This window comes from Rhodococcus sp. NS-SX18, assembly GCF_057367935.1.
Genome location: NZ_CM170633.1, coordinates 2,648,856 through 2,673,319, shown reverse-complemented (window position 1 = coordinate 2,673,319; position 24,464 = coordinate 2,648,856). Strand labels below are relative to the sequence as shown.

General features: G+C 72.6%; 19 protein-coding genes and 3 pseudogenes. 14 read left to right on the top strand and 8 right to left on the bottom strand.

Translation table 11 applies throughout. The features are described from left to right. Positions 1-270: 270 nt before the first annotated feature. Complete coding sequence (locus tag AC2IPW_RS12525) at positions 271-1,356, top strand: hypothetical protein (protein ID WP_289382298.1); 1,086 nt, start codon at positions 271-273, stop codon at positions 1,354-1,356. Between the two features lie 6 nt (positions 1,357-1,362). Here the strand turns inward: AC2IPW_RS12525 and AC2IPW_RS12520 are convergent, their stop codons facing one another. Beyond that, the gene (locus AC2IPW_RS12520; RefSeq protein WP_486376997.1) at positions 1,363-2,421 is read right to left on the bottom strand and encodes a tyrosine-type recombinase/integrase; all 1,059 of its coding nucleotides are present in this window, start codon (positions 2,419-2,421) and stop codon (positions 1,363-1,365) included. A 223-nt stretch (positions 2,422-2,644) separates the two neighbouring features. After that, the gene (locus AC2IPW_RS12515; RefSeq protein WP_486376942.1) at positions 2,645-3,019 is read right to left on the bottom strand and encodes a hypothetical protein; all 375 of its coding nucleotides are present in this window, start codon (positions 3,017-3,019) and stop codon (positions 2,645-2,647) included. Between the two features lie 2 nt (positions 3,020-3,021). Between AC2IPW_RS12515 and AC2IPW_RS12510 the strand changes: the two are divergent. The 8 genes and pseudogenes from AC2IPW_RS12510 to AC2IPW_RS12475 all read left to right on the top strand — a co-directional run. After that, positions 3,022-3,275: pseudogene (locus AC2IPW_RS12510) on the top strand (cupin domain-containing protein); the annotation flags it as partial. A 496-nt stretch (positions 3,276-3,771) separates the two neighbouring features. Further along, on the top strand, positions 3,772-4,815 hold the full coding sequence (locus tag AC2IPW_RS12505) for a hypothetical protein (RefSeq protein ID WP_486376941.1): 1,044 nt from the start codon (positions 3,772-3,774) through the stop codon (positions 4,813-4,815). A gap of 276 nt (positions 4,816-5,091) precedes the next feature. After that, positions 5,092-6,558, top strand: coding sequence for a TIGR02677 family protein (locus AC2IPW_RS12500; protein WP_486376996.1), 1,467 nt, complete (start codon positions 5,092-5,094; stop codon positions 6,556-6,558). Then, the gene (locus AC2IPW_RS12495; RefSeq protein ID WP_486376940.1) at positions 6,555-7,919 is read left to right on the top strand and encodes a TIGR02678 family protein; all 1,365 of its coding nucleotides are present in this window, start codon (positions 6,555-6,557) and stop codon (positions 7,917-7,919) included. Before AC2IPW_RS12500 ends, AC2IPW_RS12495 begins: the two co-directional genes overlap by 4 nt. Next, positions 7,916-12,067, top strand: a complete 4,152-nt coding sequence (locus tag AC2IPW_RS12490) for a TIGR02680 family protein (RefSeq protein ID WP_486376939.1) — start codon at positions 7,916-7,918, stop codon at positions 12,065-12,067. Before AC2IPW_RS12495 ends, AC2IPW_RS12490 begins: the two co-directional genes overlap by 4 nt. A gap of 867 nt (positions 12,068-12,934) precedes the next feature. Continuing rightward, a pseudogene (locus tag AC2IPW_RS12485) lies at positions 12,935-13,165 on the top strand (uracil-DNA glycosylase); the annotation flags it as partial. 14 nt (positions 13,166-13,179) lie between these two features. Continuing rightward, positions 13,180-13,713, top strand: a complete 534-nt coding sequence (locus AC2IPW_RS12480; protein ID WP_486376938.1) for a GIY-YIG nuclease family protein — start codon at positions 13,180-13,182, stop codon at positions 13,711-13,713. Between the two features lie 233 nt (positions 13,714-13,946). Further along, positions 13,947-14,854, top strand: a pseudogene (locus AC2IPW_RS12475) (DEAD/DEAH box helicase); the annotation flags it as partial. A 53-nt stretch (positions 14,855-14,907) separates the two neighbouring features. Here the strand turns inward: AC2IPW_RS12475 and mshC are convergent. From mshC to AC2IPW_RS12450, 5 genes are read right to left on the bottom strand one after another with little or no spacing between them, the layout of a single operon-like run. After that, positions 14,908-16,149 carry a cysteine--1-D-myo-inosityl 2-amino-2-deoxy-alpha-D-glucopyranoside ligase gene (mshC, locus tag AC2IPW_RS12470; RefSeq protein ID WP_486376937.1) on the bottom strand — a complete coding sequence of 414 codons (1,242 nt, stop codon included), beginning with the start codon at positions 16,147-16,149 and terminating at the stop codon, positions 14,908-14,910. A gap of 51 nt (positions 16,150-16,200) precedes the next feature. After that, positions 16,201-17,013, bottom strand: coding sequence for an SCO1664 family protein (locus tag AC2IPW_RS12465; RefSeq protein WP_486376936.1), 813 nt, complete (start codon positions 17,011-17,013; stop codon positions 16,201-16,203). A 4-nt stretch (positions 17,014-17,017) separates the two neighbouring features. Then, positions 17,018-17,602 carry a DUF3090 domain-containing protein gene (locus AC2IPW_RS12460; RefSeq protein WP_003934901.1) on the bottom strand — a complete coding sequence of 195 codons (585 nt, stop codon included), beginning with the start codon at positions 17,600-17,602 and terminating at the stop codon, positions 17,018-17,020. 42 nt (positions 17,603-17,644) lie between these two features. Continuing rightward, complete coding sequence (locus AC2IPW_RS12455; RefSeq protein WP_486376935.1) at positions 17,645-18,325, bottom strand: histidine phosphatase family protein; 681 nt, start codon at positions 18,323-18,325, stop codon at positions 17,645-17,647. Positions 18,326-18,380: 55 nt separating this feature from the next. Next, entirely contained in the window at positions 18,381-19,226 is an 846-nt protein-coding gene (locus AC2IPW_RS12450) for an undecaprenyl-diphosphate phosphatase (RefSeq protein ID WP_289382244.1), read from the bottom strand. A gap of 191 nt (positions 19,227-19,417) precedes the next feature. On the opposite strand from AC2IPW_RS12450, the gene AC2IPW_RS12445 reads away from it, so the two are divergent. From AC2IPW_RS12445 to AC2IPW_RS12425, 5 genes are all read left to right on the top strand, one after another. Further along, positions 19,418-20,356, top strand: a complete 939-nt coding sequence (locus AC2IPW_RS12445) for an aldo/keto reductase (protein ID WP_003934904.1) — start codon at positions 19,418-19,420, stop codon at positions 20,354-20,356. 102 nt (positions 20,357-20,458) lie between these two features. Further along, positions 20,459-21,133 (top strand): biliverdin-producing heme oxygenase, encoded by a 675-nt coding sequence (locus tag AC2IPW_RS12440; RefSeq protein ID WP_003934906.1) that lies wholly within the window; start codon positions 20,459-20,461, stop codon positions 21,131-21,133. Then, positions 21,130-22,137: a heme/hemin ABC transporter substrate-binding protein gene (locus AC2IPW_RS12435; RefSeq protein ID WP_486376934.1), complete on the top strand. Its 1,008-nt coding sequence runs from the start codon at positions 21,130-21,132 to the stop codon at positions 22,135-22,137. Before AC2IPW_RS12440 ends, AC2IPW_RS12435 begins: the two co-directional genes overlap by 4 nt. Next, entirely contained in the window at positions 22,134-23,213 is a 1,080-nt protein-coding gene (locus AC2IPW_RS12430) for a FecCD family ABC transporter permease (protein WP_486376933.1), read from the top strand. Before AC2IPW_RS12435 ends, AC2IPW_RS12430 begins: the two co-directional genes overlap by 4 nt. Continuing rightward, positions 23,210-24,094: a heme ABC transporter ATP-binding protein gene (locus tag AC2IPW_RS12425; protein ID WP_486376932.1), complete on the top strand. Its 885-nt coding sequence runs from the start codon at positions 23,210-23,212 to the stop codon at positions 24,092-24,094. The genes AC2IPW_RS12430 and AC2IPW_RS12425 overlap by 4 nt, the downstream gene beginning before the upstream one ends. Here the strand turns inward: AC2IPW_RS12425 and AC2IPW_RS12420 are convergent. Further along, a complete protein-coding gene (locus AC2IPW_RS12420; protein WP_416063566.1) occupies positions 24,047-24,394 on the bottom strand; it encodes a hypothetical protein in 348 nt (115 codons plus the stop codon). The two genes, AC2IPW_RS12425 and AC2IPW_RS12420, sit on opposite strands and share 48 nt — an antisense overlap. Positions 24,395-24,464: the final 70 nt, after the last annotated feature.

Below are 24,464 nucleotides of genomic sequence, written 5' to 3'. Positions count from 1 at the left end.
CGGTTTTTTATCTAGTTCCGTATTGCACGGAATTTATCGTGGGCTTCCAGGTGGGCGTTCACTGGCCTTCGCCTCGACCTCCTCCCTGGACGTCTTCGAGGGCACTTCGAATGGTGCCGGCGACACCGAATCACGCTCTCGACGAGACGGTGGCTCCGACCCCTCGCCTGGTCACAGCGCGCTCCGCTCCCCTGATGTTGCGGGGTCGGCAGGGGAAGTATTCGTAAATTGTCTAGCTTCCGTGTCGTACCGATTATCTATCGTGGGGATATGACAGCGTCCGCACCGCTCGCAGAACCGGCCGACAGCGCGACGGGCCCCCGCCCGGAGCGGCCCATCGACATCTACCGGCGCGCCATCGCCGTGCTCGAGGCATGCCTGCCCCTGGGCTGGACGGTCACCTCCGACCGCCCCCGCTCCCCCGCGGCCCCCGATCGCATCCTCGTGACCGCGCCCGACGGCGAGTCGGTGTCGTACGCGGTCATTGCGTCCCGCGGCGTGCTCAGCGGAGACGTCGCGCGCATCGCCGCGGAACTGTCCGAGTCCGACCGCGGATTCGTGTGCGCCCACTACCTCTCCGATCCGGTGCGCCGCCAGCTCGATCAGCACGGCATCTCGTACTCCGACGCGACCGGGAATCTCACGCTCGTCGCGTCCCGGCCGGCGATGTGGGTGCGCAACCGCGGCGCCGACGCCGACCCGTGGCGCGGGCCCGGCCGGCCGTCGGGCGTGCTCACCGGTGAACCGTCCGAACGCGTGGTGCGGGCGCTCGCGGACTTCACCGGGGAGATGTCCGTACCGGAGCTGATCCGGCTCTCCGGTGCCTCCACCGGCGCCACCTACCGTGTCGTCGAGGTCCTCGGGGAGCGGGAACTGATCCGCCGCATTCCGCGCGGTCCGATCACGATGGTGCACTGGGAGAAGATGCTGCGCGCGTGGGCTGCGGACCGTAAACCCTGCGTCACAAGGGGATTCGCCGCACCTGACGGCATCGGCACGGTACGGGCCGACCTTTCCGAACCGCTCGATCTGAGCTATGCGATCACCGGCCTCGGGGCCACCGACTACGCGGGCGCCGAGGTCCTCGAGGTGTACGCCGACGACCCGGACACGTTCGCCCAGGCCCTGGGTCTGCGCCCGATCGACCGCGGCGCCGACGTCGTGGTGGCCACGCCGTGGTCGTCGGTGGTGTTCGAGCGGATGCAGCGGCGCGACGGACTGCGCTTCGCGGCACCGTCCCAGGTGTATGCGGACCTGCTGGCCGGCCCGTTCCGCAATCCGAACGCCGCCGAACACCTGCTCGCGGCGCTCACCGCCGACCCGAGCGCGTGGCGCCGGCCCGTCGGGCGCACCTGAACGGGGTCAGAGGCCGAGCACGGTGACGGCGTTGCCGACGAGCCCGGCGTGCTGACGGCTGTAGAGCGCCACCATCCGCTCGTCGGCATGCCCCGTCTGCGTCATGATCGTCTGGGTCGTGGCCCCGTTGCGGACGGCCTGAGTGACGAACCCGGCGCGCAGGCTGTGTCCGCCCAGGGTGGCGACCACCTCGGCCGCGAACCCCGCCTGCCGCGCCCGACGCTGGATCATCGAGTGCACCGACTGCCCGCTCAGGGCGCCGCTGCCGACGGTGCCAGTGCGGTGGATCGTGCGGAACAGAGGCCGTTCCCCACTCCCCGTCCCCGGCGCCACACCGCGGCAGCAGTGCTCGTCGCCGACGGCACACTCTTCGCTCACCAGTTCCCGCACCGCCACCCCACCGACCGCGTCCCACACGTCGAGTACCTCGCGCCAACGCCGGTAGGCGCACACTGGGCAGGTCTGCGGATCCCGCCCGTACGGGAGCGTGACGGTCCGTCCGTTCGCGTCCCGATCCGCCTTCGAACGACGAATCGTCACGTACAACCCGTCGGACCGATGGGCGACGACATCGGACGTGGTGAGTGCGGACAGCTCCGACCGACGCATCGCACCGGCGAGCCCCAGCAGCAGCAGGGCGGAGTCGCGGCGCTCGGCTACCCGATCCGGCCACTCGGTGGCGGCGGCGCGCATCGCTCCGACGATCGCCCGGATGTCGTCGGTGAGCAAGGGTGTGCGGCGGGCTGGCGGCGCCGCACGGGTCCGCCGGATGCCCCGCACCACGTCCCGCACCGCCTCGTGATGTCCCGGCCTCGGCAGCCCCGCCAAGGCGTGCATCTTGTTGATCGTCGCGACCCATCGCGCGAGGGTCGACGGGGCGTACGCCCAACGTCCGTCGGGTCGCAGTTCGCTCGACTTCTCGGTCAGGTACCAGCCCACGAGGTCGGGCGCCGCCGGGAGCGGAACGTGACCGACGGAGTCGCACCACCGGGCGAACTTGCTCCAGTCGCTGGTCACGGCGGCGCGGGTGTTCTCCGAGGCGGCCTTGGCGCGGAGGCGGCGCATCGCCTCCTCCACACCGGGGGGAAGCACCGGCGCAGGCAGTGGCGCCTCGGGGGAATCGTTGCCCGGCAACTGATTCGTCACGGTGACACCACTCCTCATGCCCGACCCTTCGCGAACGGAGGATACGCGTCGACCGCGCACCTCGCGTCGGTGCCACCGGCCGGCGCGTCCTGTCCGGCGCGGCGTGGGTCGCTCGGACCGGGGCATCGGCTGTGCCCGCCGGTCAGCGCACGGGCGTGTGCGACGGGCCCGGGACTCGGGCACGCCAGGCGTCGACCGCCTGCCGTGTCTCCTCGGCGACCAGGTCCGCGTTGATCCGGGCGGCGACGGCCGCGCCTGCCGCCGCGGCCGCACCCACCTGGGCGGCGGGATCGGTGACGTTGCCGGCAACCCAGACGCCGGGGACGTCGGTGCGACCGGTCGTGTCCGCCGGAATGTGCTGTCCCACCCCGGCGGGATGCTCCGTCGGCCGCACTCCGAGCGGCGCGAGGAACTCGGCGCGCACCACCATCCGCGGCGCCACCACCAGTGCCTCCCGGGCGATCGTCCGATCCCCACGCAGCCGTACCCCCGCGAGGTGGTCGTCGATTGTCTCCACCGCCACGACCCCGGACCCACGAGGGGTACGAGTGGATCTACGTCCTCAACGGGCGGCTACGGCTCGTCCTGGGTGAGCACGACCTGGTTCTCTCGCCCGGGAGGCGGCCGAGTTCGACACTCGCGTGCCGCACTGGTTCGGCGCCGCCGTTGCCGAACCGGTCGAGTTCCTCAGCCTGTTCGGCAAGCAGGGCGAACGAGCGCACTTTCGCGCCCGAATGTCCACGAAACTTGTTTCGCACCAGTGTGATTCGTAGCGAGTCACCCCCGCGCGCCCCGCCCCCGGGGTACTCGAGGACCGCCGCCGAACCCCGGCACGGCATCTCCCACTTTTCGCCCACCCGCGGGCGCCTGACTCACTATAAGCGGGAATTATGACGATCAACCCTCGGACATTGATACATGCGCATATATGCGTCTCCAACAACCCGCTCAGGCGTTGCCTCGGTAACGATTCCCGTATCTCCCCGGCATCTGGTCAGTTCACCTGGACCGACTAACTGCCCTTTAATTTAATAACAATACGTTTCGTATTTTGTTTCATTTCTAGTAACGTTCGAAGGGTGTCGCGTATCGCCGGATGCCCCCGTCGGAAGTGTTCGGGGTGTGTCCTGAGCGTCGCGGGAGTAGGCACGAGTTGAGTTCGGATAACTCTTTGTTTCCGTTCGTCACCGATTCTGAGCTACCGGCTTCGGGTGCTTCCCCCGAAGCTCTGCTCACAGCAACGCACCGACCCCACCGAGACGAGGACCGATGAACGAGTCGAATACCGGCGAATCCGCGCCCGACGAGCGCCCACGACCCGGCAGGCCGCGCAAGTACGCGTCGGCCGCCGATCGGGTGCGTGCCTATCGGGAACGGGAACGGCAGAAGAAGGAGGCGGCGACGCTCGCGGAGCTGAGCACTCCCCCGGGCCCGGCCGAGGCCGCCGCGAACCTCACCTCGGCGGTCTCCGCGCTGCGCACGCTCGCGGCGACATCACTCGAGCAGTACGGCGCGGTCGCGGCGCAGATCACGGCCGCGGTCGACAAGCTCACCGACGCGGACGCCCTGGAAGCGCAGATGAACCGCGCGAGCACCGAGCTGGCCAAGGTGAAGGCCGACGCGGACGCTCGCATCGCCCGTCTACGGGAGCAACTCGCCCAGGCCACCGAGGACCGGGACAACGCGGAGGCAGCCGTCGAGGCCGTCGACCGGGAACTCGCGGACGCCCGCGCGGCGCACGAGACCCAGGTCGCGGAACTCGAAACTGCGCACCGGACCGAGCTGACACATGCCGCCGAGGAGCATGCCGACACCCTGCGCAGCTGGCAGGAACGGATCGACGCCACCGACAAGGCACACGCGGAGGAGGTCGCCGGCTACCGCTCCACCCTCGCCGAACGGCAACAACAGCTCGCCCGGCTCGAACCGGAACTCGAGACCCTACGCGAGGATCTGACCCGCACCCGAGCCGCTGCCGAGAAGGAGGCAGCGGCCGCCGCCGCGGCGCTGGCCCGACTCGACGCCGAACTCACCACCGAGCGCACCCGGGTGGAGGACCTGCGCGGCGCGCTGGAACAGGCGCGCGTCACCGCGGCGGCAGCCCAGGCCGCCGAATCCGCGGCCCGGGACCGCGGCGACGAGTTGCGCGCCGAGATCACCCAGCTCCGCGCCGAGGTCGCCGAGCTCCGTGCCGAGGTCGCCCCGCTCCGCAGCGAGCGCGATCGCCTGCGCACCGAGCTGGACGCGGCACGCGCGGCTGGGACCGGCCGCCAGGGCGAGGACCCGCCCCGGACGCCGGACGACAAGCGCTGACCCGGTAGTCCGGCAACAACCGTCGAAATTCTGAACGGTCCCAGAAAAATCCTGCGGGACCCGGCGCCGACAGGCAGCATCCGTCTGCATCCGGCCGCCTGCTCCCTCCGGCCGACCACGGTCACCGGCGACTGTCGTCGGCCGGTCTCCCCTCCCCCGCCGCCGGTGTGGCAGGCACGGCACCGGGGGTTGCGCAGCCCGGCAGCCGTCCCCGCCTACCCTGTCACGGTGAACGAAACGCAGCCGCCCGTCGGGCACACCGAACCGGGGTCCGGAGTGGCCGACGACCGGCTCCGGTTGTTCTCGTTCGCCACGGCCGAGAAGCGGGCCGAATACTTCTGGGTACTGCGGGCTTTCGATATCGCTCGGGCCAACTACGTCGTGCTGCTGCACGCCGCCGAGGTCGGGACGATACTCGAGCGGACCGGCTCGACGGATCCGGCGGCGGCACTGTCCGCCCAGGACGTGGCGCCCCTACTCGAGCAGCTGCACGCCTGGGGGGTGCTCGAACGCAGCTACGACGGCACCCGGGCGGCGTCGCTGGCCGAGTACCGCAACCGGCACTACGTGTATCAGTTCGGCCGCGCCGGCTACCACGCCTTCCGCGCCGTGGAGGAGGTGCTGAGCGCGCGCGGCGAGGACGCGTCGCTGTCACGTCTCGCGCTGGCGGATCTGCTGGCCGACCTGACCGAGCTGGCGGCGGCGAACGACGCCGGGGACGGCGAGCTCGTCCACCGCAAACTGTCGCGACTGGACACGACGTTGTCGGACATGGCCGAGCGGGCCGCCGGGTTCTACCTGATGCTCGGCGACCTGGTGCGCACCACCGAGGTCACACCCCAATCGTTCCTGGCGCACAAGGATGCGGTGCTGGCCCACATGCGGGAGTTCAGCACCGACCTGGCCCGCTACGGACCCAAACTCGCGGCGGCGCTGACGCGGGTGCGGGAGACCGGGATCGACCGCATGCTGGGGTTCGCCGCCGCGCACGACGAGCGGGTGCTGATGCCCGTGCCCGAGCGGCACGCGGACTGGCGGGCCCGGTGGCGCGGCCTCGAACGGTGGTTCGTCGGCGCCGCCGACGTGCCGAGCGAGTCGGAGCGGCTACGGGAGGGCACGATGAGCGCGATCGCCGCGGTGCTGGCACTGCTGCGGCGATTGACGGAGACCCGCCGTGGCGGGGTGAGCCGGGAGTCGCAACTGCGGCACCTGGCCGGCTGGTTCGCGGCCGCGCCGGACGAGCAGTCGGCGCACGCGCTGTTCGACGCGGTGTTCGACCTGGGCCGCCCGCGGCACTTCTCCGTCGTGCATCCCGACCCGGAGACGGTCCCGGTGACGACGTCGTGGTGGGACGCGCCGCCCGTGCCGATCGCCCGGACGCTGGCCGAGACCGGACGTACCCCGTCGGCGGGAGCACCGGCGCGGGTGCAGCGCAACGAATCCGGGATCCGGCGGTTGCGAGAGCGGCAGTTGGCGACGCAGCGGGCGCGCGCCGAGGCGGCACGCTCCCTCGCGGCGGGCGGCGTGGACGAGCGGGAATTGTCCGAGCCGGAGACCGAGGTGCTGTTGGGTCTGCTCGACGCGGCGCTGTCGGCGCGGGTTCCGGTCAGCGGCACCGTGCCGGGTGCGACGGGCACCCAGAACGGAGTGCGGCTGACGCTGAGCCCGGCCCCGGAGGGCACCGTGGTCCGGACGGCGCGGGGCCGGCTGCATCTGGACGGGTTGCGGGTGAGCGTGCAGTGAGAGCCCGGCGGATCTCGCCGCTCGACCGGGATTCCTATCAGCGGGCGGCGCGGCTGATCCTGTCGCACCACCTGGTGACCACCCGGTACCCCGACCGGGCCGCGCTGCCGCTGCTGCGCCGGTGGGCGACGGAGCTGCGCGAGGACCTGCTCGAGTTGTTCGGGTACCGGCTCGAGGTGACCGAGACGACCGCACGGTTGTTCACCGTCGCCGACCGGCTCGATCCAGGGGGCGGCGCGCGCTCGGTGACCGACCGGCCCTTCGACCGTCGCCGGTACGCATATCTGGCGCTGGCGCTGGCGGCGCTGGGACGCGCAGGGGGGCAGATCACCCTGTCGGAGCTGGCCGAGCAGGTCGCGTCCGAGGCCGGGCAGGTGCCCGGGGTCGAACTGGCTCCCGAGCGGGCGACGGACCGGGACGCGTTCGTCGACGCGGTGGCGTGGCTGGCGGCGCGAGGGGCGATCGCGCTGGCGGACGGCGACGCCGGCGGGTGGGTGTCGGACCCGGACCGGGGTGAGGCCCTCTACGACATCGACCGGCCCGTGGTGGCGGCGCTGTTCCGGCCGCCGCGCGCGCTGCAGCACCTGCACTCGGTGCGGGGCCTGCTGACCGCCGGTGACCGCCCCGACGGCGGCCGGAGCGTGGGCACCGCGGAGGTGGCGCGGCGGGTGCGCCGGGCGCTGGTGCAGCGGCCGGTGGTGTATGCCGAGGAACTCGACGACGAGGAGCGGCTGCAGCTGGCGCTGCCGCGCACGACCGCGGGGATCGAGCTGTTGACGGGGCTGGTGGCCGAGCGCCGCGCGGAGGGCGTCGCGCTGGTGGACTCGTCGGGGCGGATGTCGGATCTGCGTTTTCCGGGGGTGGGGACGGTTCCGCAGGTGGCGTTGTTGCTGGCCGGGGAGATCTGCGCGCGGGTGTCGGAGCCGGGGTCGGAACCGGTGCGGTGGCCGAGGCCGGCGGACCCGGAGGCGGAGCTCGAGGCGGGATTGGACGCCGCGATCCCGGCGGCCGGGGTGTTCGCGTCCCTGGCAGGTGACGCGGCTCCGGCGGAGGCGCCGCCGGTGCCGCAGCCGGCGCCGACGCATCCGCTGGTCGAGGACAGTTGGCTGGCGGAGACGGCGGCGAAGCTGGCCGACGAGTTCGGCCGTACCTTCGCCGCGCAATGGCAGGCCGATCCGGCCGGCCTGCTCGAGGCGGCGCTGACGGTGTTGGAGCGGCAACGGCTGGTGGCCCGGGTGCCCGGCGGGGTGCTGGCGTTGCCGGCGCTGGCCCGGTTCCGGGGCGTGGTGGTGACGGTGCGTGAACGCGACCCGCGTCTCGCACTGGCCGGCGAGGATTCGAACGAAGCGGAGATGTCGTGAGCAGTGCCCGTTTCCGGCCCACACGTGCCGGGATCATCAACCTGTGGGACTACCGGGATCAGGAGTTCTCGTTCGCGGATGGTCGGCTCGTGCTGCGGGGGCCCAACGGGTCGGGCAAGACCAAGGCGCTCGAGGTCCTGTTCCCGTTCGTCTTCGACGGACGCATCGAGCCGCGACGGCTGAACCCGTTCGCCGGCGAGGAGCGCACGATGCGGTCCAACCTGCTGTATCAGGGGCAGGACAGTGCGTATTCGTATGTGTGGATGGAGTTCTGCCGCGGGCGCCGGGACGATCCGGAAGCGGTGACCGTGGGGGTCGGGATGCGCGCAGCGCGCGGCAACGACAAGGTCACGCGGTGGTACTTCGTCGTCGACGGCCGGGTCGGTGTGGACTTCTCGCTGCTGGACGAGGTCGATCGTCCGCTGACGCGGCGGCAGCTGATCGAGGAGGTCGGTGCCGATGCGGTCACGGACCGGCCGGTGGACTACCGGGCGGCGATCGACGCGCGGTTGTTCGGGCTCGGGATCGAGCGTTACGAGCAGCTGATCAACCTGATCCTGACGCTGCGCCGGCCGCAGCTGGCCAAGAATCTGGATCCGAAGGGGCTGTCGCAGGCGCTGACCGACGGGCTGCGGCCGCTCGACGAGCAGCTGGTGCTCGAGGCGGCGCGGTCGTTCGCCGACATGGAGGAGGTGTCCCGCACGCTGGAATCGTTGGCGGCGGCAGACGACGCGGCGCAGCGGTTCGTCGGGGTGTATACGACCTACCTGGGTCAGCAGGCTCGCGCCGACGTCGACCGGCTCGGGGCCCGGCTGGCGGCGGTCGACGCCGGCACCTCGGAGTGGACGGCGTCGGTGGCGGCGTTCGATCGGGCCGGTGCGGAGCGGGCGCTGACCCTCGAGCGGCTCGAGGTCGCCGAGCGGGACCTCGAGCAGACCCGCGCGACGCTCGAGGCGCTGCAGCGGTCGAGCGCGTACGAGGGCAAGCAGCAGCTCGACGATCTGGCGCAGGTGGTGGCGGATCTCGAGCGCACCACGGCCGGGCAGGCAGAGCAGGCGCAGCGCGCGCAGGTGGAGCTGGCACAACGCGAGGAGGAAGCGCGACGGGCAGCGGAGGCGGCCGTGGACGCGGCGGCCGCCGCGCACCGCGCCGAGGACGCGCTCGCCGCGGCGGCGCGCGATGCGGGCATCGAGTGGACGGTGCCGGCCGAGGACACCCGCGGTGAACAGATCGCAACGAGGGTCGCCGCGTGCGCGGAGGAACGGGCCGCGGATGTGCGAGCGGTGCGGACCGCGGTGGCGGCCGCCGAAGGGGCGTCGGCGGCGCGGGTGCGGGCGGAGGCGGCGGCCGAGCGCGCCCGCGCGCAGCTCGAGTCGGCCCGGGTGGCGGTGGACGCGGCGGACGCGGCGGTGGAGTCGGCCCGCGCGGAGGCGTCGAACCTGTTGCGTGAGTGGTGGACCGGCCATCGGGACGCGTGGTCGGCAGTCGACGGGCCGGAGGAGCTGTTCGAGGCGCTGGGGGCGGCGATCGCGGCGGCCGGTGACGACGAGGCGGCGACACCGGCGGCGGTGCTGGCCGAGCGCACGGCGCCGATGGTCGAGGAGTTGCGGTTCCGCCGCCGCGGCCTGGACGCGGAAATCACAGACGAGCAGGAGCGGATCGCGCTGCTGCAGGCCGAACGGGACATGATCGAGTCCGAGCGCGACGACGCTCCCCCGGCGTTCCCCGCGTCGACCACACCTACCGGCACGCCGGGAGCGCCGCTGTGGCGTCTGGTGCGGTTCGCGGACGCGGTCAGCGCCGAGGCGGCCGCGGGGCTCGAGGCTGCGCTGGAGGCGGCGAACCTGTTGACGGGCTGGGTGTGCGGCGGAGCGGAGGACGCGCCCGCGGGGGCCGCGGTGCTGGTGCCGGCGCCGCCGGCGCAGCGGCCCGCGGGCCGGACGCTGGCCGACGTGCTGGTCGTGGAACCGGACACCGGGGTGCCGGCCGAGCGGGTGCGGGAGGTGCTGGCGTCCGTCGCGGTGCCGGATGCGGTGACGGACGAGACCGGCCCGGGCGTCGACGAGCGCGGTGGCTACCGGCAGGGGGTGCAGCTGGGTCGGCACACGAAGGCGCAGGCCGAGTACATCGGGGCGACCGCGCGGGCCCGTCGCCGGCACCTGCGATCGTCCGAGCTCGAGGCGGAGATCGCCGCGGGGCGGGCGCGGATGGCGGACGCGGAGTCGGCGCGGGTGGCGGTCGGCGAACGGCTGGCGCGGCTGGATCGGGCCGCGTCGGCGGTGCCGCGCACCGGCGCGGTACTCGCGGCGTTGCGGAAGGTCAGTGAGTGCGCGGGGGCGCTGCGCACCGCCGGGGAGGCTGCGGCCGCGGCAGACCGGGACCTCGATCAGGTGATCGCCGAATGTTCCGTGAAGGAGCGGCAGGTGCGGTCGGTGGCGGCCCGGCACCGGGCGCCGCACACGACCCGCAAGCTCGAGCAGCTGGCGGCGGCGATTCGGTTCTTCGAGTCGCAGGGCCAGGCGGTGTTGCGCGCCCGGCGGGAGCGGGTCGCGGCGGCCGAGGGGGCGCGGGAGGCGCAGGTGCGGCGCGACGACACCCGGGCGGCGGCCGGTGCGTCCGCCGAACGGGCGGTCACGGCCGAGGAGTCGCTGCGGCAGCAGCAGCAGCGGCTGGCGACACTGCGTGAGGCGTTGGGCGCCGACGCGCAGCAGATCGACGTGCAGCTCGCGCAGGCCCGCGAACGGATCGAGGCGGCGCGGGCGGAGCAACGCGCCGCGCGCCGCGCGCACGACGACGCGGTCGAGCAGCTCGGGAAGGCGGAGGCGGCGCATGCCGCGGCGGAGCAGGCGCTGCGGTCGGCGTTGACCGAGACGCGGGCCGACGCGGCGCAGCTGGCGCCGTATGCGCGGCCGGATGTGCTGGCGCTGCTGGGGATCTCGGAGGAGCTGCGGTGGCTGTCGGCGGCAGTGGAGTGGCCGGCGCCGGAGCAGGTGGTGGCTCGGCTCGCGCGGGCGGACGGGGATGTGCCTGCGGTGCCCGCGGCGGTGGGGGCGCTGTACGCGGCGTTGTCGGCGGCGACGGCGACGGTCAAGGGCGGGGACGGGGCCCGCAAGGCGGCTCGGTCGGCGTTGACGGCGGCGTTGCAGGAGTTCGACGGTCAGCTCGCGGCGGCCGGTCAGGACTATCGGCTGCAGTGGGATGCGCCGGAGGGGTTGACGGTGGTGCGGGTGCAGGACGAGCAGGGGTTCTCGTCGGTGGCGGAGTTCGCGGTGCGGATCGGGGCGGCGCGGCGGGAGCAGGAGTTGCTGTTGACCGACGCGGAGCGGCGCATCCTCGAGGATGCGTTGTTGGCGGGGTTGGCGCAGCAGATCCACGAGCGCACCGAGGACGCGCGGGAGCTGATCGCCCGGATGGGGGCGGAGATGCGGCAGCGGCGCATGTCGTCGGGGACGACGGTGGGAGTGCGGTGGGTGCTGGCCGATCATCTCGATGATGAGGCGCGGGCGGTGTGCCGGCTGCTGGATCGGGAGGTGTCGGCGCTGGGGCCGGAGGAGCTGGCGCGGGTGCGGGCGCATTTCGCGGCGCGGATCCGGGCGGAGCGGGCGGCGCATCCGGAGCGGTCGTATCCGGAGATCCTGGCGACGACGTTGGACTACCGGCGGTGGCGGGTGTTCTCGTTCGGGTTGATCGGCGCGGACGGCACGGAGGATCGGTTGACGGTGGCGCGGCATTCGGCGTTGTCGGGGGGTGAGCAGTCGGTGTCGCTGCATCTGCCGTTGTTCGCGGCGGCGCACGTGATGCTGGATTCGGCGGATCCGCAGGCGCCGCGGTTGCTGGCGTTGGACGAGGCGTTCGCCGGGGTGGACGACAACGGGCGTGCGGAGTTGCTGGGGTTGAGTGTGCAGTTCGATCTGGATCTGTTCATGACCGGCTACGACCTGTGGATCACCTATGCCGGGGTGCCGGCGTGCGCGCACTACGATCTGGCGCATTCGGTGGCCGAGCACACGGTCGGGGCGACGCTGCTGGTGTGGTCGGAGGGCGGGTTGCTCGCCGAGCACGACGGCTCCGATCTGGCCGCCGCCCTGGGGTCGCCGGGCACGCGGCGGGTACCGGTGGCGGTGGAGGGGGCGCTCGAGTTCGCGTAGGGGTGCGGGCGCTCCCTGATCGGTGCGGGGGTCGGCGGATCCACCTCTGCCCTGATGCGCGCGTGGGTCCTGGCTGTGGGGTTGTGGGGGTGGTCGAGTCCGTGAGATCAGGTAGCTTTCTGTTTTTCTCGATGTTCCGCTACCCTCGGATTCTGCCGCTGACGTCGCGGCGCGGACCGCAGGCCCGCCGATACCCGAGTCGAAACTCCTGACTGTGGCGGATATTCGGAGGAGCACCGGGCCGGATTCGGAGGATCTCGTCGCCACCCGATCGGCGGCACTGCGCGCTGTCGGATCAGGGTCGACGGGCACGCCGAGGAGCTGGCCGGTCGGCGCGCAATGGCACTCCTGTCCGCACTCACCGGCAGGTACGGCGACAAGCGTGTGATCGCCTCGGACACACTGGCTTCCGAAACCGAGTACGGGCCGCACGGGACGCTCGTGCACTCGTCCTGCCGGTCGTGCAGGACCGATCCACCGGCGCCCAAGGGCCGCGAGTAACAGGCTCCGTGGTGCGGGGTGGCCGGTGGAACCAGTGGCACCCCCTCCCCGGAAAGATGCACCAGTCTCACCACCCCCGAATCCCGCGAAGCGACGGCTGGGGCAACCTCGCCGACCCCCGCCACGGTCGGGACATCGTCGGTAGCGTCCGTAAGGTTCGGCCCAGACGCAGAGCCCCTGGCCGGAATCGATCATATGTCGAGATTGCAGGCGCGGCGGTACGTAATGCGACGGAACGGAACCCGTCGATATGAGTACGCATCCGGCGAGTTTGCCGCGGTCGAACTCGCCGGATGGTCGCCTGCCGCCGCCGATATGCGGGGCGCATTCGTTGGTTCGGACGAAGGCTTGTCGGCCCGATGTGTCATGGTCTGTCGCATGCCGAACGGACGGAACGCCGACCCTGCAGTCGCCGCGAAGATGGCGCGGATTCGCGAACCTCATGTCAAGCCGCTCAACGATCTGGCCGACCGGATCGCCGAGTCGATGAACCTGCCGCATGGACATGTCCCCTATGTCGATCCCGACCAGGGCGGCATCGACGCGCGGGTGCTGGTGCTGCTCGACAATCCGTCGACCAAGGCCGAGGCGCGGACGAAAGAGCACCCTCGATGACCGATTTCGACTTCCTCGATCCGGCAGCTGTGATCACCGCACTGGGCACCGCCCCTCACCGGCTCGACGAGCTGACCGCGCTGCCGAAATCGGCAGGGCTGTATGCGTGGTGGACAGACCCGGCGGTGCTGCCGCAGCTGCCCGGCCCTACCCACCCCGGCGAGACGAATCTGCGGCTGCTGTACGTCGGGATCGCCTCGAACCTGCGACGCCGGATCACCGCCAATCATCTGCGGCGCAGCGGCAGCTCCACGCTGCGCCGCACCCTCGCCGGCCTGCTGCTCGACGAACAGCGCTACCGCACCGAGCGCACCGACCGGGTCGTACTCGTTCGCGAGGACGAGGCCCGGCTGACCGCCTGGATGCACGCCCACCTGCGACTGTCGTGGTGCGAACACCCGCAGCCGGCCGCGGTCGAACCCGCTGTCATCGGGCAGTGGGCACCACCGTTGAACCTCGACCACACCTCCTCGAGCGCGGTGCGGGATCTGGTCCGGGCCGCGCGCACCGCCTACAACACCAGTGCCTGAGCACGCCCTCGGCGATACGCCCTCGGCGATACGCCCTCTCATGTCGGGTGCCGGTCAAGCGGCCTACACCAGCCGAATCGCCGGATATTCTCGCGATGTTCTGCCGACGGCGATGTCGCTGGGCTGTTCCTGAGCCCGCGGCGCGATGCCGACGCGTCCACCCAGTCCCCCGCAACCGCACCTCCGCGACCGCGAAGCCACGTTTCATGGCTCGGTCGGCGAACCAGCGTGCGGAGAACAACCTGATGGAGTTGTGGTCGCTGCTGTCGATCACCGCGGCGGGCCTGTTCCCCAGCCCCACCAAGTTCCCGGACTTCTACCGCAAACCCATCGAGAGCGGCAGTAGCCTCGAGCTGCTCGCGCAACTGCGGCAACGGATCAGGCCGTCGATGTTGCGCCGCGCCAAGGAACAGGTCGCGGTGGATCTGCCAGACAAGCAGGAGCAGATCCTCGAGGTGGACCTCGCCCCGAAACATCGCGCCCTCCACGACCGGCGGTTGCAGCGCGAACGGCAGATGATCCTCGGTCTCGTCGACGACCTGGACCGCAACCGCATCACCATCCTGCGGTCGCCGACGGTGCTGCGGCAGACGAGCCTCGATGCGGCGCCGGTCGACGACACGCACGCGAAGGTCGGATCGGCCGAGGTCGATGCACTGTTCGAGCAGCTCGACGGCGTGGTCGCCGGCGGGCACCGCGCACTGGTGTTCAGCCAGTTCACCGGCTTCCTCACCCGGGTCCGGGACCGGCTCGTCGCAGTCGGCATCGAATGCTCTACCTCGACGGTAAGACCCGACAGCGCGGCAAGGTCCTCGACGCATTCAAGGACGGGGCGGAGCCGGTATTCCACATCAGCCTCGAGGCCGGTGGGTTCGGTCTGAATCTGGTGGAATCGGGCTACTGTTTCCTGCTCGACCCGTAGTGGAATCCCGCGGCCGAGGCCCAGACGATCGACCGCACCCACCGGATCGGACCGACCCGCTACGTCATGGTGTACCGGCTGATCGCCGGCGACACCATCGAAGCGAAGGTCCGGGCGCTGCAGCTACGCAAGTCGGAGTTGTTCTCCTCCGTCGTCGACGACGGCGAGACATCCTCGTCGGCACTGACCGCCGACGACATTCGCGCGCTGCTGGCGTGACCGCCTCGTGTGTGGTTCCGGTAGCCGGCACTACCGAAACCACGCACCAGCGGTCAGCGCAGTGGGATGCCGAGCAGGGCGTCGACGGCGTCCGCGAATACGGCGGGCGCCGAGGGGTCGTCGCCGCCGCGCTCGACCGCGAACTTCGCCCACGCATCCAGTGCGTCGAGGGCTTTGGGCGTGTCGAGGTCGTCGGCGAGGTGCTGGCGCAGCCGGGCGACGGTGTCGTCGACCGAAGCCGCGGACGGCAGGGCCGCGGCGTCGCGCCACAGGGCGAGGCGGGCCTGGGCGTCGGCGAGGACCTGGTCGGTCCAGGCCCGGTCGGTGCGGTAGTGCCCGGCGAGCAGACCCAGTCGGATGGCGGCGGGGTCGACGCCCTGGCCGCGGAGTTTGGAGACGAAGACGAGGTTGCCGCGGGACTTGGACATCTTCTCGCCGTCGAGGCCGATCATCCCGGTGTGCACGTAGTGCCGGGCGAAGCGGCGCTCGCCGGTGACGGCCTCGGCGTGGGCGGCGGAGAACTCGTGGTGCGGGAAGATCAGGTCGCTGCCACCGCCCTGGACGTCGAAGCCGCTGCCGATCCGGTTGAGGGCGATCGCGGCGCATTCGATGTGCCAGCCGGGGCGGCCGTCGCCGAACGGGGACGGCCAGGCCGGTTCGCCGGGCCGCTGCGCGCGCCAGAGCAGCGCGTCGAGCGGGTCACGTTTGCCGGGGCGGTCGGGGTCGCCGCCGCGTTCGGCGAAGAAATGTTCCATGGTGGCGCGGTCGTAGCCGGACTCGTAGCCGAACTGCTCGGTGGCGTCGGCGCGGAAGTACACGTCGGGGTACTCGGCGTCGTCGACGATGTAGGCGGCGCCGGAGGCGACGAGTTTCTCGACCAGTTCGACGACTTCACCGACGGATTCGACGGCGCCGATGTAGTCGCGGGGCGGCAGGACGCGCAGCGCCTCCATGTCCTCGCGGAACAGCGCGGTCTCGCGCATGCCGAGCACGATCCAGTCCTCGCCGTCGCGGGCGGCGCGTTCGAACAGCGGGTCGTCGACGTCGGTGACGTTCTGGACGTAGTGCACGTCGTGGCCCGCGTCGCGCCACACCCGATGGACCAGGTCGAAGGCGAGGTAGGTGGCGGCGTGGCCGAGGTGGGTGGCGTCGTAGGGGGTGATGCCGCAGACGTACATCGTGGCCGTGCGACCCGGGGTGACGGGGCGGACCGCGCGGTCCGCGGTGTCGTAGAGCCGCAGCGGGGGGCCCTGGCCGGGGACGGACGGGAGCGCGATGTCGGACCATGACAGCATGCGCACGAGCCTAGTGGAGGGCGCGGGGCGCTCCGGACGGAGGCCGGGTCCTCAGAACGCCGGCCAGGGGATGCGCCGCTCGCCGACGGGGCGGGGCATGACGGGGCGGTGGAGCAGGGCGGCGATGCGGGCGCGCAGGGCGGCGACCTCGCGGTCGGTGATGTACGTGCCCAGCTGCCGCCCGAGTTCGCCGTCGAGTTCGCGGGCGAGTTTGTCGAGGTCGACCAGGAGCGACGGGTCGATCGGGCTGCCGGCCCAGCCCCACAGCACGGTGCGCAGCTTGTTCTCCTGGTGCAGGCAGATGCCGTGGTCGACGCCGTACACGCCGCCGTCGACGCCTTCGAGGGCGTGCCCGCCCTTGCGGTCGGCGTTGTTGAGGACGACGTCGAGCACGGCCATGCGCTGCAGGCGCGGGTCGTCGGCGTGGACGAGGACGACGTCGGTGCCGTCGAGGTCGCGGGCACGCAGGACGGGCAGCCAGCCGGGGGGGACCGCGTCGATCGGGCACAGGTCGACCAGGTCGAGACGGCCCGTGGGGTCGGGCGGATCGGTGGGCTCGGGGGTGTCGATCCACTGCTGCACCATGCCGGTCCCGAAGGGTCCGTCGCGCAGCACGGTGGTAGGGATCACGCCCCAGCCGAGGGCTTCGGAGACGAGGAAGGAGGCGACTTCCCGGCCGGCGAGGGTGCCGTCGGGGAAGTCCCACAGAGGCCGTTCGCCGCGGACGGGTTTGTACACGCAGCGCACGATGGTCGCGCCGAGGGTGGCGTCGCACACGAGGGTGGCGTTGCTGGCGTGGACGACGCGGCCGACCACGGTGAGCTCGCCGTCCGTGAGCACGGTGCGGACGTCGGGGCTGCCCACCGGGTCAGGTCTCCTCGCCGAGCCAGGCGGCCGGGTCGAAGCCCTCGGTGCGCAGGTACCCGTTGGTGCGGACGCAGATGTGGCCGCCGCCGACCGGTTCGCCGCACAGCGGGCACGGGGTGCGGCCGGCGGCGACGACGAGTTCGGAGCGGGCGGCGAAGTCGCGGGCCTGCTGGGGGGTGAGGAAGACACGGACGGCGTCCGGGCCTTCCTCGGCGTCGTCGAGGACGACGGACTCGTCGACTTCGGTGTCGGTGACGGCGAGCAGTTCGACGACGACGTTGCCGCTGTCGGCGTCCCAGCCCAGCCCCATGGTCCCGACGCGGAACTCCGCGTCGATGGGGGTGACGAGCGGACTGATGTCGACATCCGGGTCCTCGGGCAGGTCGGTGCCGAAGCGGCGATGCACCTCCTCGAGCAGCAGGCCCATGCGGTCGGCGAGGATCTGCACCTGTTGCTTCTCGAGCATCACGCTCACCACCCGGGAGGCGTGCACGGCCTGCAGATAGAACACCCGGTCGCCGGGTTCACCGACGGTGCCGGCGACGAACCGGTCCGGGGTCCGGAAGACATGTATCGCGCGGGCCATCGCACCTCCTCGTTGTCGTATCCATCCGGTGTCGCTCCCCCATTATCCGCCGCGTGGGGCCACCTCCCCGCCGGGCACGGGCGCCGGTTGGGCGGGCGGTGCGAGCCCGGACAGGTCCGCGCCGGTGTCGTTGACGCGCAGCACGAACGGACGGGTCTCGGTGTAGCGGACGACGCTCAGGGATGCGGGCTCGGCGACGATGCGCTGGAAGCCGTCGAGGTGCGTGCCGAGCGCGTCGGCGAGGACGGACTTGATGACGTCGCCGTGGGTGCAGGCGATCCAGACGACGTCACCGCCGTGGGCGGCGGCGAGACGGCTGTCGTGTTCGCGGACGGCGGTGACGGCGCGGGCCTGGACCTGCGCGAGGCCTTCGCCGTCGGGGAACACGGCGGCCGAGGCGTGTTGCTGGACCACCTTCCACAGCGGTTCCTGCAGGAGTTCGCCGAGTTCGCGGCCGGTCCACCGGCCGTAGTCCACCTCGACGAGGCGGTCTTCGACGAGGGGGGTCAGGCCGCGGTCGGCGGCGAGGGGCGTCACCGTCTGGTGGCAGCGCAGCAGCGGCGAGTGCACGATCTCGGCGATGGTGAGGCCGGCGAGCCGCGCGACGAGGCCTTTGGCCTGGATATGGCCGACCTCGTCGAGTTCGACGCCGGGGGTGCGTCCGGCGAGGACCCGGGAGGTGTTCGCCGTCGAGCGCCCGTGCCGCAGCAGGATGACCGTCATGAAGCCAGCCTAATGGGCCGGGCGCCCGACGAGCGGGCCCGGCGGGGTCGCGGTCTCAGGTGGCCGAGATGGTGCCGGTGGCGAGCAGGGCCAGGACGAGGGCGCCGAGGGCGATGCGGTAGCCGACGAACCAGTACATCGAGTGGTCGACGACGAACTTGAGCAGCCAGGCGATGGAGGCGTAGCCGACGGCGAACGCGACGGCGGTGGCGACGAACAGCTGGGCGCCGGAGGCATTGAGGCCCTCCCCGGCGGGTTCGAACGCGTCCGGGAGGCTGAACAGGCCGGAGGCGACGACGGCGGGGATGGCGAGCAGGAACGAGTACCGGGCGGCGGCCTCACGGTTCAGGCCGAGGAACAGGCCGGCGCTGATGGTGCCGCCGGAGCGGGACACTCCGGGGATCAGGGCTAGGGCCTGCGCGGAGCCCATGACGATGCCGTCGCGGAGGGTGAGTTCGTCGAGCTTGCGGGTCTTGCGGCCGTAGCGTTCGGCGGCGGCGATGACGAGGGCGAACACGATGAGCATGGTGGCGATGAGCCACAGGTTGCGGGCGCCGGTGCGGATCTGGTCCTTGAACAGGAAGCCGAGGACGCCGACCGGGATGGTGCCGACGATCACGTACCAGCCCATGCGGTAGTCGAGGTCGCTGCGGTGTTCGCGGTGGGCGAGACCACGGAACCAGGCGGCGACGATCCGGACGATGTCCTTGCCGAAGAAGACCAGGACGGCGGCCTCGGTGCCGAGCTGGGTGACGGCGGTGAAGGAGGCACCGGCGTCGGTGCCGAAGAAGATCTCGGAGACGATCCGCAGGTGGCCGGAGGACGAGATCGGCAGGAACTCGGTCAGGCCCTGCACGAGACCGAGGACGAGGGCCTGCAGCCAGGTCATGGATTCGCCGATCACGCGGCGACCTCCGGGTGCTCGTGGGGACGGTCGCCGGGGGTGGGGTCGATTTTCACCTGGGCGAGGGTACGCGGCGCGGCGGAACGGTTTCCGCGGCCTCGCGGCACTAGGGTGCTGAGTCAGGGGCGGCGGTCGCGGTGACGGCGGCTCGACCCCGTCGGTCGGATCGTGACGAGGCGCGGGCGGATATGGAACACAGAACGGTGGGTGCGAGCGGGCTGCGGGTCTCGCGGCTCGGCCTGGGCACCTTGAGCTGGGGACGCGGCACGGACGGGGACGAGGCGGCGGCGCAGCTGTCGGCGTTCGTCGATGCCGGCGGCACCCTGGTCGACACCTCCCCCGCCTACGGTGACGGGGTGGCGCAGCGGATCCTGGCGGAGCTGCTCGACGACGTGGTGCCGCGCGATCAGCTGGTGGTGTCCGGCAGCTCGGGCATCGACACGTCGAAGGTCGGGGCGGGGCGGGTGGACTGCTCCCGCGCGGGTCTGCTCACGCAGCTCGACCGCACGCTGCGGGACCTGGGCACCGACCATCTCGATCTGTGGCAGGTGGCGACGTGGGATCCGCGGACGCCGGTCGACGAGGTGGCGGCGGCGCTGGAGTTCGCGGTGACCAGCGGCCGCGCCCGGTACGTGGGGGTGCGTGGATACCTGGGGTGGCAGCTGGCGACGGCCGCGTCGGTGGCGACGCGGCACGCGCCGCTGGTGGGGACGCAGGTGGAGTATTCGCTGCTCGCGCGCGGGGTCGAGGAGGAGCTGATCCCGGCGGCCCTGCACCACGGGGTGGGGGTGTTCGCGGCGGTGCCGCTGGCCGGCGGGGTGTTGACGGGCAAGTACCGCGACGGTATCCCGGCGGACTCGCGGGGCGCCGACGACCTGCACACCGAGGAGGTGCGCAGCTATCTGACCGAGCCGGCGGCGCGGGTGGTCGAGGCGGTGGCGACGGCCGCGGACGGGCTCGGGACTTCCCCGCTGGCGGTGGCGCTGGCGTGGGTGCGGGACCGGACGGGGGTGGCGTCGACGGTAGTGGGGGCGCGGGATCTCGCGCAGCTGACCGGGGTGCTGGTGGCGGAGGAGCTGGAGTTGCCGGCGGCGATCGCGGCCGCGCTCGACGACGTCAGTGCGTGACGTCGGGCACCTGGGCCTGCAACCCGGCGGCGGAGTCAGGTTAGCCTGTGGTCGAGGTCGGTGCACCGGCACCGGACGGCGGGCACGAGGAGGGACCGGTCGATGACCGCGATCGAGGCCGCGGGGTTCGCGGAACGGCTCCGCCGGGAGACCGCGCAGGCGCACAGCGACACCGAGAACGCGCAGTTCGTCACCGAACTGCTGGCCGGCCGGCTCACCCGGCAGGGGTATGCGGCGCTGCTCGCGCAGTCGTGGTTCGTCTACGAAGCGCTCGAGCGGGTCGGCCGCGGTCACGCGGATGACCCGATCGCCGGGCCGTTCCTGGACGACGCGTTGCTGCGCACGCCGGCGCTCGAGGCGGACCTGACGTTCCTGCTCGGGCCGCGCTGGCGGGAGACGATCGCGCCGCTACCCGCGGCGCAGCGGTACGTCGCGCGGCTCGAGCAGGTGGCCGCGGTGCGCCCGGAGGTGTTCCTGGCGCACCACTACCTGCGGTATCTGGGGGATCTGTCGGGTGGTCAGATCATCCGGCGCATGCTCGAGCGGGCGTACGGGCTGGACCGGGACGGGTTGCGGTTCTACATCTTCGACGACATTCCCAAACCCAAGCCGTTCAAGGACGCCTACCGGGCGAAGCTGGACGCGGCGCCGCTCGACGAGGAACAGCGGCGCACGGTGATCGACGAGGCGAACCTGGTGTTCGGGCTCAACGGTGACCTGTTCGCCGACCTGGCCGCCGAACTGGACCGGTACCGCACGACCGCCGCCCTGCCATGACGCGACGCGGCAGCTACGCGTTCCTCGCCGCGGTTCTCGCGCTCGCCGCGGCGCTCGCCGGGTGTTCGACCGCCCCGACCGGGGGCGGGACCGGGGCGCGCACCGCCGTGGTGGGCGATCCGAATCCGCGGCCGATCGCGGAGGCTCCCGTGCCGGCGCTGCCGGTGACGGTCCGCGGCGTCGACGGGGTCGACGTCACCGTCACCGACGCCTCCCGAATCGTGACGGCCGACCGGTCGGGCACCCTCGCCCAGACCGTGTTCGCGCTCGGACTCGGGGACCGGCTGGTGGGCCGGTCGACGGCGAGCTTCCCCGCCGTCGAGCAGGTGCCGAACGTCACCCCCGGCGGGCACGGGCTCTCGACGGAAGCGATCTTGGCGCTGGCCCCGACGGTGGTGCTCACCGACACGTCGGTCGGGCCGCTCGCGGTGCAGGAACAGTTGCGGGCCACCGGGGTGCCCGTGGTGTTCGTCGACCCGCACCGCACCCTGGCGACCGTGGGCGAGCAGATCCGCTTCGTCGCCCGGGCGCTCGGTGTGTCCGCGGCGGGTGAGGCCCTCGCGCAGCGCACCGACGACGAGATCGCCGCGGCCCGCGCGGCGGTGCCGGACGACGGTGCGCCCCCGACGGTGGCGTTCCTGTATCTGCGTGGGTCGGCGATCAAGATGCTCGGCGGTCCCGGGTCGGGCGCGGACGCGCTCGTCGAGGCGCTGGGGGGCCGCGATGCGGGCACCGTCGCCGGCCTGACGTCCGAGTTCACCCCGATCACCAGCGAGGCGATGATCGCCGCCGCCCCGGACGTGATCTTGATCATGACGGAGAGCCTGGCCTCCGTGGGCGGGCCGGAGGGTCTCGCCCGGCTGCCCGGCGTCGCCCAGACCCCGGCCGGGCGCGACGGCAACATCGTCGACATGGCCGACTCGGTGCTGCTGAGCTTCGGCCCGGACACCGGCCGGGTGCTCGCCGCGCTCGCCGCGGCGCTCTACCCGGCCGCGCCGGCATGAGCGCCGTCGACTCCCCCGCCCCCGTCCGGCTGCCCGCCGCCCACCGCGGCCGCACCGCGGCGGTGGTCACCGGCCTGACGGTCGCGCTGGTGGTGCTGGCGGTGCTCTCGGCGTGCCTCGGGCAGGTGCCCACCTCACCGGCCGAGGTGGTCGGCAGCGTGCTGCACCGCCTCGGGCTCGACCTCGGGCCGCTGCCGGCCCATCCGGCCGGCGAGGTCACCCTGTGGGAGGTGCGGTTCCCGCGGGTGGTGCTCGCCGTCCTGGTGGGGGCGTCGCTGGGCTGCGCGGGCGCCCTGCTGCAGGGCGTGTTCGCCAATCCGCTCGCCGAGCCCGGGGTGATCGGGGTGTCCGCCGGGGCCGCCGTCGGCGCGTGCGCGGCGATCGTGCTCGGCGGGGCGTTCACCGCCGGGTGGGCGCTGGCGGGCGCCGCGTTCGTCACCGGGCTGCTGACCACGACCCTGGTGTACGTGCTGTCGCGGTCCGAGGGCCGCACCGAGGTGGTCACGGTCATCCTCACCGGGGTGGCGGTCAACGCGTTCGCCGGCGGGCTGATCGCCCTGTTCACGTTCGTCGCCACCCCCGCCGCGCGCGACCAGATCGTGTTCTGGCAGCTCGGCAGCCTGGGTGGGGCCACGTGGGAGGTCGTGTCGGTGGTCGCGCCGCTCGCGCTCGGCGGCGTCGTCGCCGCCGTCGTGCTCGCCCCGAAGCTGGACCTGCTCTCCCTCGGCGAGCACGTCGCGCGCCACCTCGGGGTCGACGTCGAGCGGGTGCGGCAGGCCGCGATCGTCGTCGTCGCCGTCCTGGTGTGCTCCGGGGTGGCGTTCACCGGCATCATCTTGTTCGTCGGGCTCGTGGTGCCGCACCTGGTGCGGATCGCGCTCGGGCCCGCGCACCGCGTGCTGATCCCGGCCGCCGCGTTGTGCGGCGCGGTGGTGCTGCTCGCCGCGGACCTCGGCGCCCGCACCCTGGTGCCGAACGCGGACCTGCCGCTGGGAATGCTGACCTCGCTGGTCGGTGGCCCGGTGTTCTTCTGGATGCTGCGCCGCACCCGGGCACGCCAGGGCGGCTGGGCGTGACGCCGCGGCCGTGGCCGGACCGGCAGGTGCCCGCCCGAGCCGGGCAGGGCGCGGTGACGCTGCGCGCCGAGCAGGTGGCCGTCCGCCGCGGTGACCGCGTCGTCCTCGACGGCGTCGACCTCGAGGTGCGGGTCGGGGAGGTGCTCGCGCTCGTCGGACCCAACGGCGCCGGCAAGTCCACCCTGCTGGCCGCGCTCGCCGGCGATCAACCCGTCGCCGCAGGCGCGGTGACGGTCGGCGACCGCCCGCTGGCCGAGTTCTCGGCCGCCGCCCTGGCGCGACGACGGGCGGTGCTTCCGCAGCAGCACGCGGTGGGGTTCGCCTTCACCGCACTGCAGGTGGTGCGGATGGGCCGGGCGGCCTGGGCGCGCACCGAACGCAGCCGGGACGACGAGGCGACGGTGGCCGCGGCGCTGACCGAGGCGGACGTCACGCACCTGGCGCACCGGCCGTTCCCGGCCCTGTCCGGCGGCGAGCGGGCCCGGGTGGCGCTGGCGCGGGTGCTGGCGCAGGACACCCAGACGCTGCTGCTCGACGAGCCCACCGCGGCCCTGGATCTGGGTCATCAGGAGACGGTGATGCAGGTGGTGCGCCGCCGCGCCGACGCCGGCACGGCCGTGGTGGTGGTGCTGCACGATCTGAATCTGGCCGCGGCGTACGCGGACCGGGTCTGCGTGCTCGCCGCGGGCCGCGTCGCCGCCGACGGCCCGCCCGCGCAGGTGCTGACCGGGGAGCTGCTCACCCGCGTGTACGACTACCCGGTACAGGTCCACCGACATCCCGAGACCGGCGCGCCGCTGGTGCTGCCGCTGCGGGCCGGCGACGCGGCGGCGTCACCGGCCGGGCAGCCATCCAAGCAGGCGGTCGAGCCACGTCGGTGACCGGCACGGCCGGGCGCGGGCAACGGTGTCCCGCACCGCCGCCGCCACGCTGCGTTCGTCGCCGAGGTCGATCTCGGCGACCGACGCCCGGGCCCGGGCGATCACGTCCGCGGCGGTGGGCACGGTGGACGCGCCCGCGGGCCGGTACACCTCCACCCGCAAGGTGGCGCGGCGCACCCGGAACGAGAACGGCCGGCCCTCCTCGGTGCGACCGAACCCGTGCGCGTGCACACCCGGGCTGAGGTATTCGACGACGAAGCCGTCGGCGGGCCGGTCCGCGGAACCGGTGGGCCAGGTCACATCGGCCTCCTGGCGGGGGTGAGGGTGGACGAGGCGGCTGCGGCGCCGCCGCGGCGATCAGGAACACTGG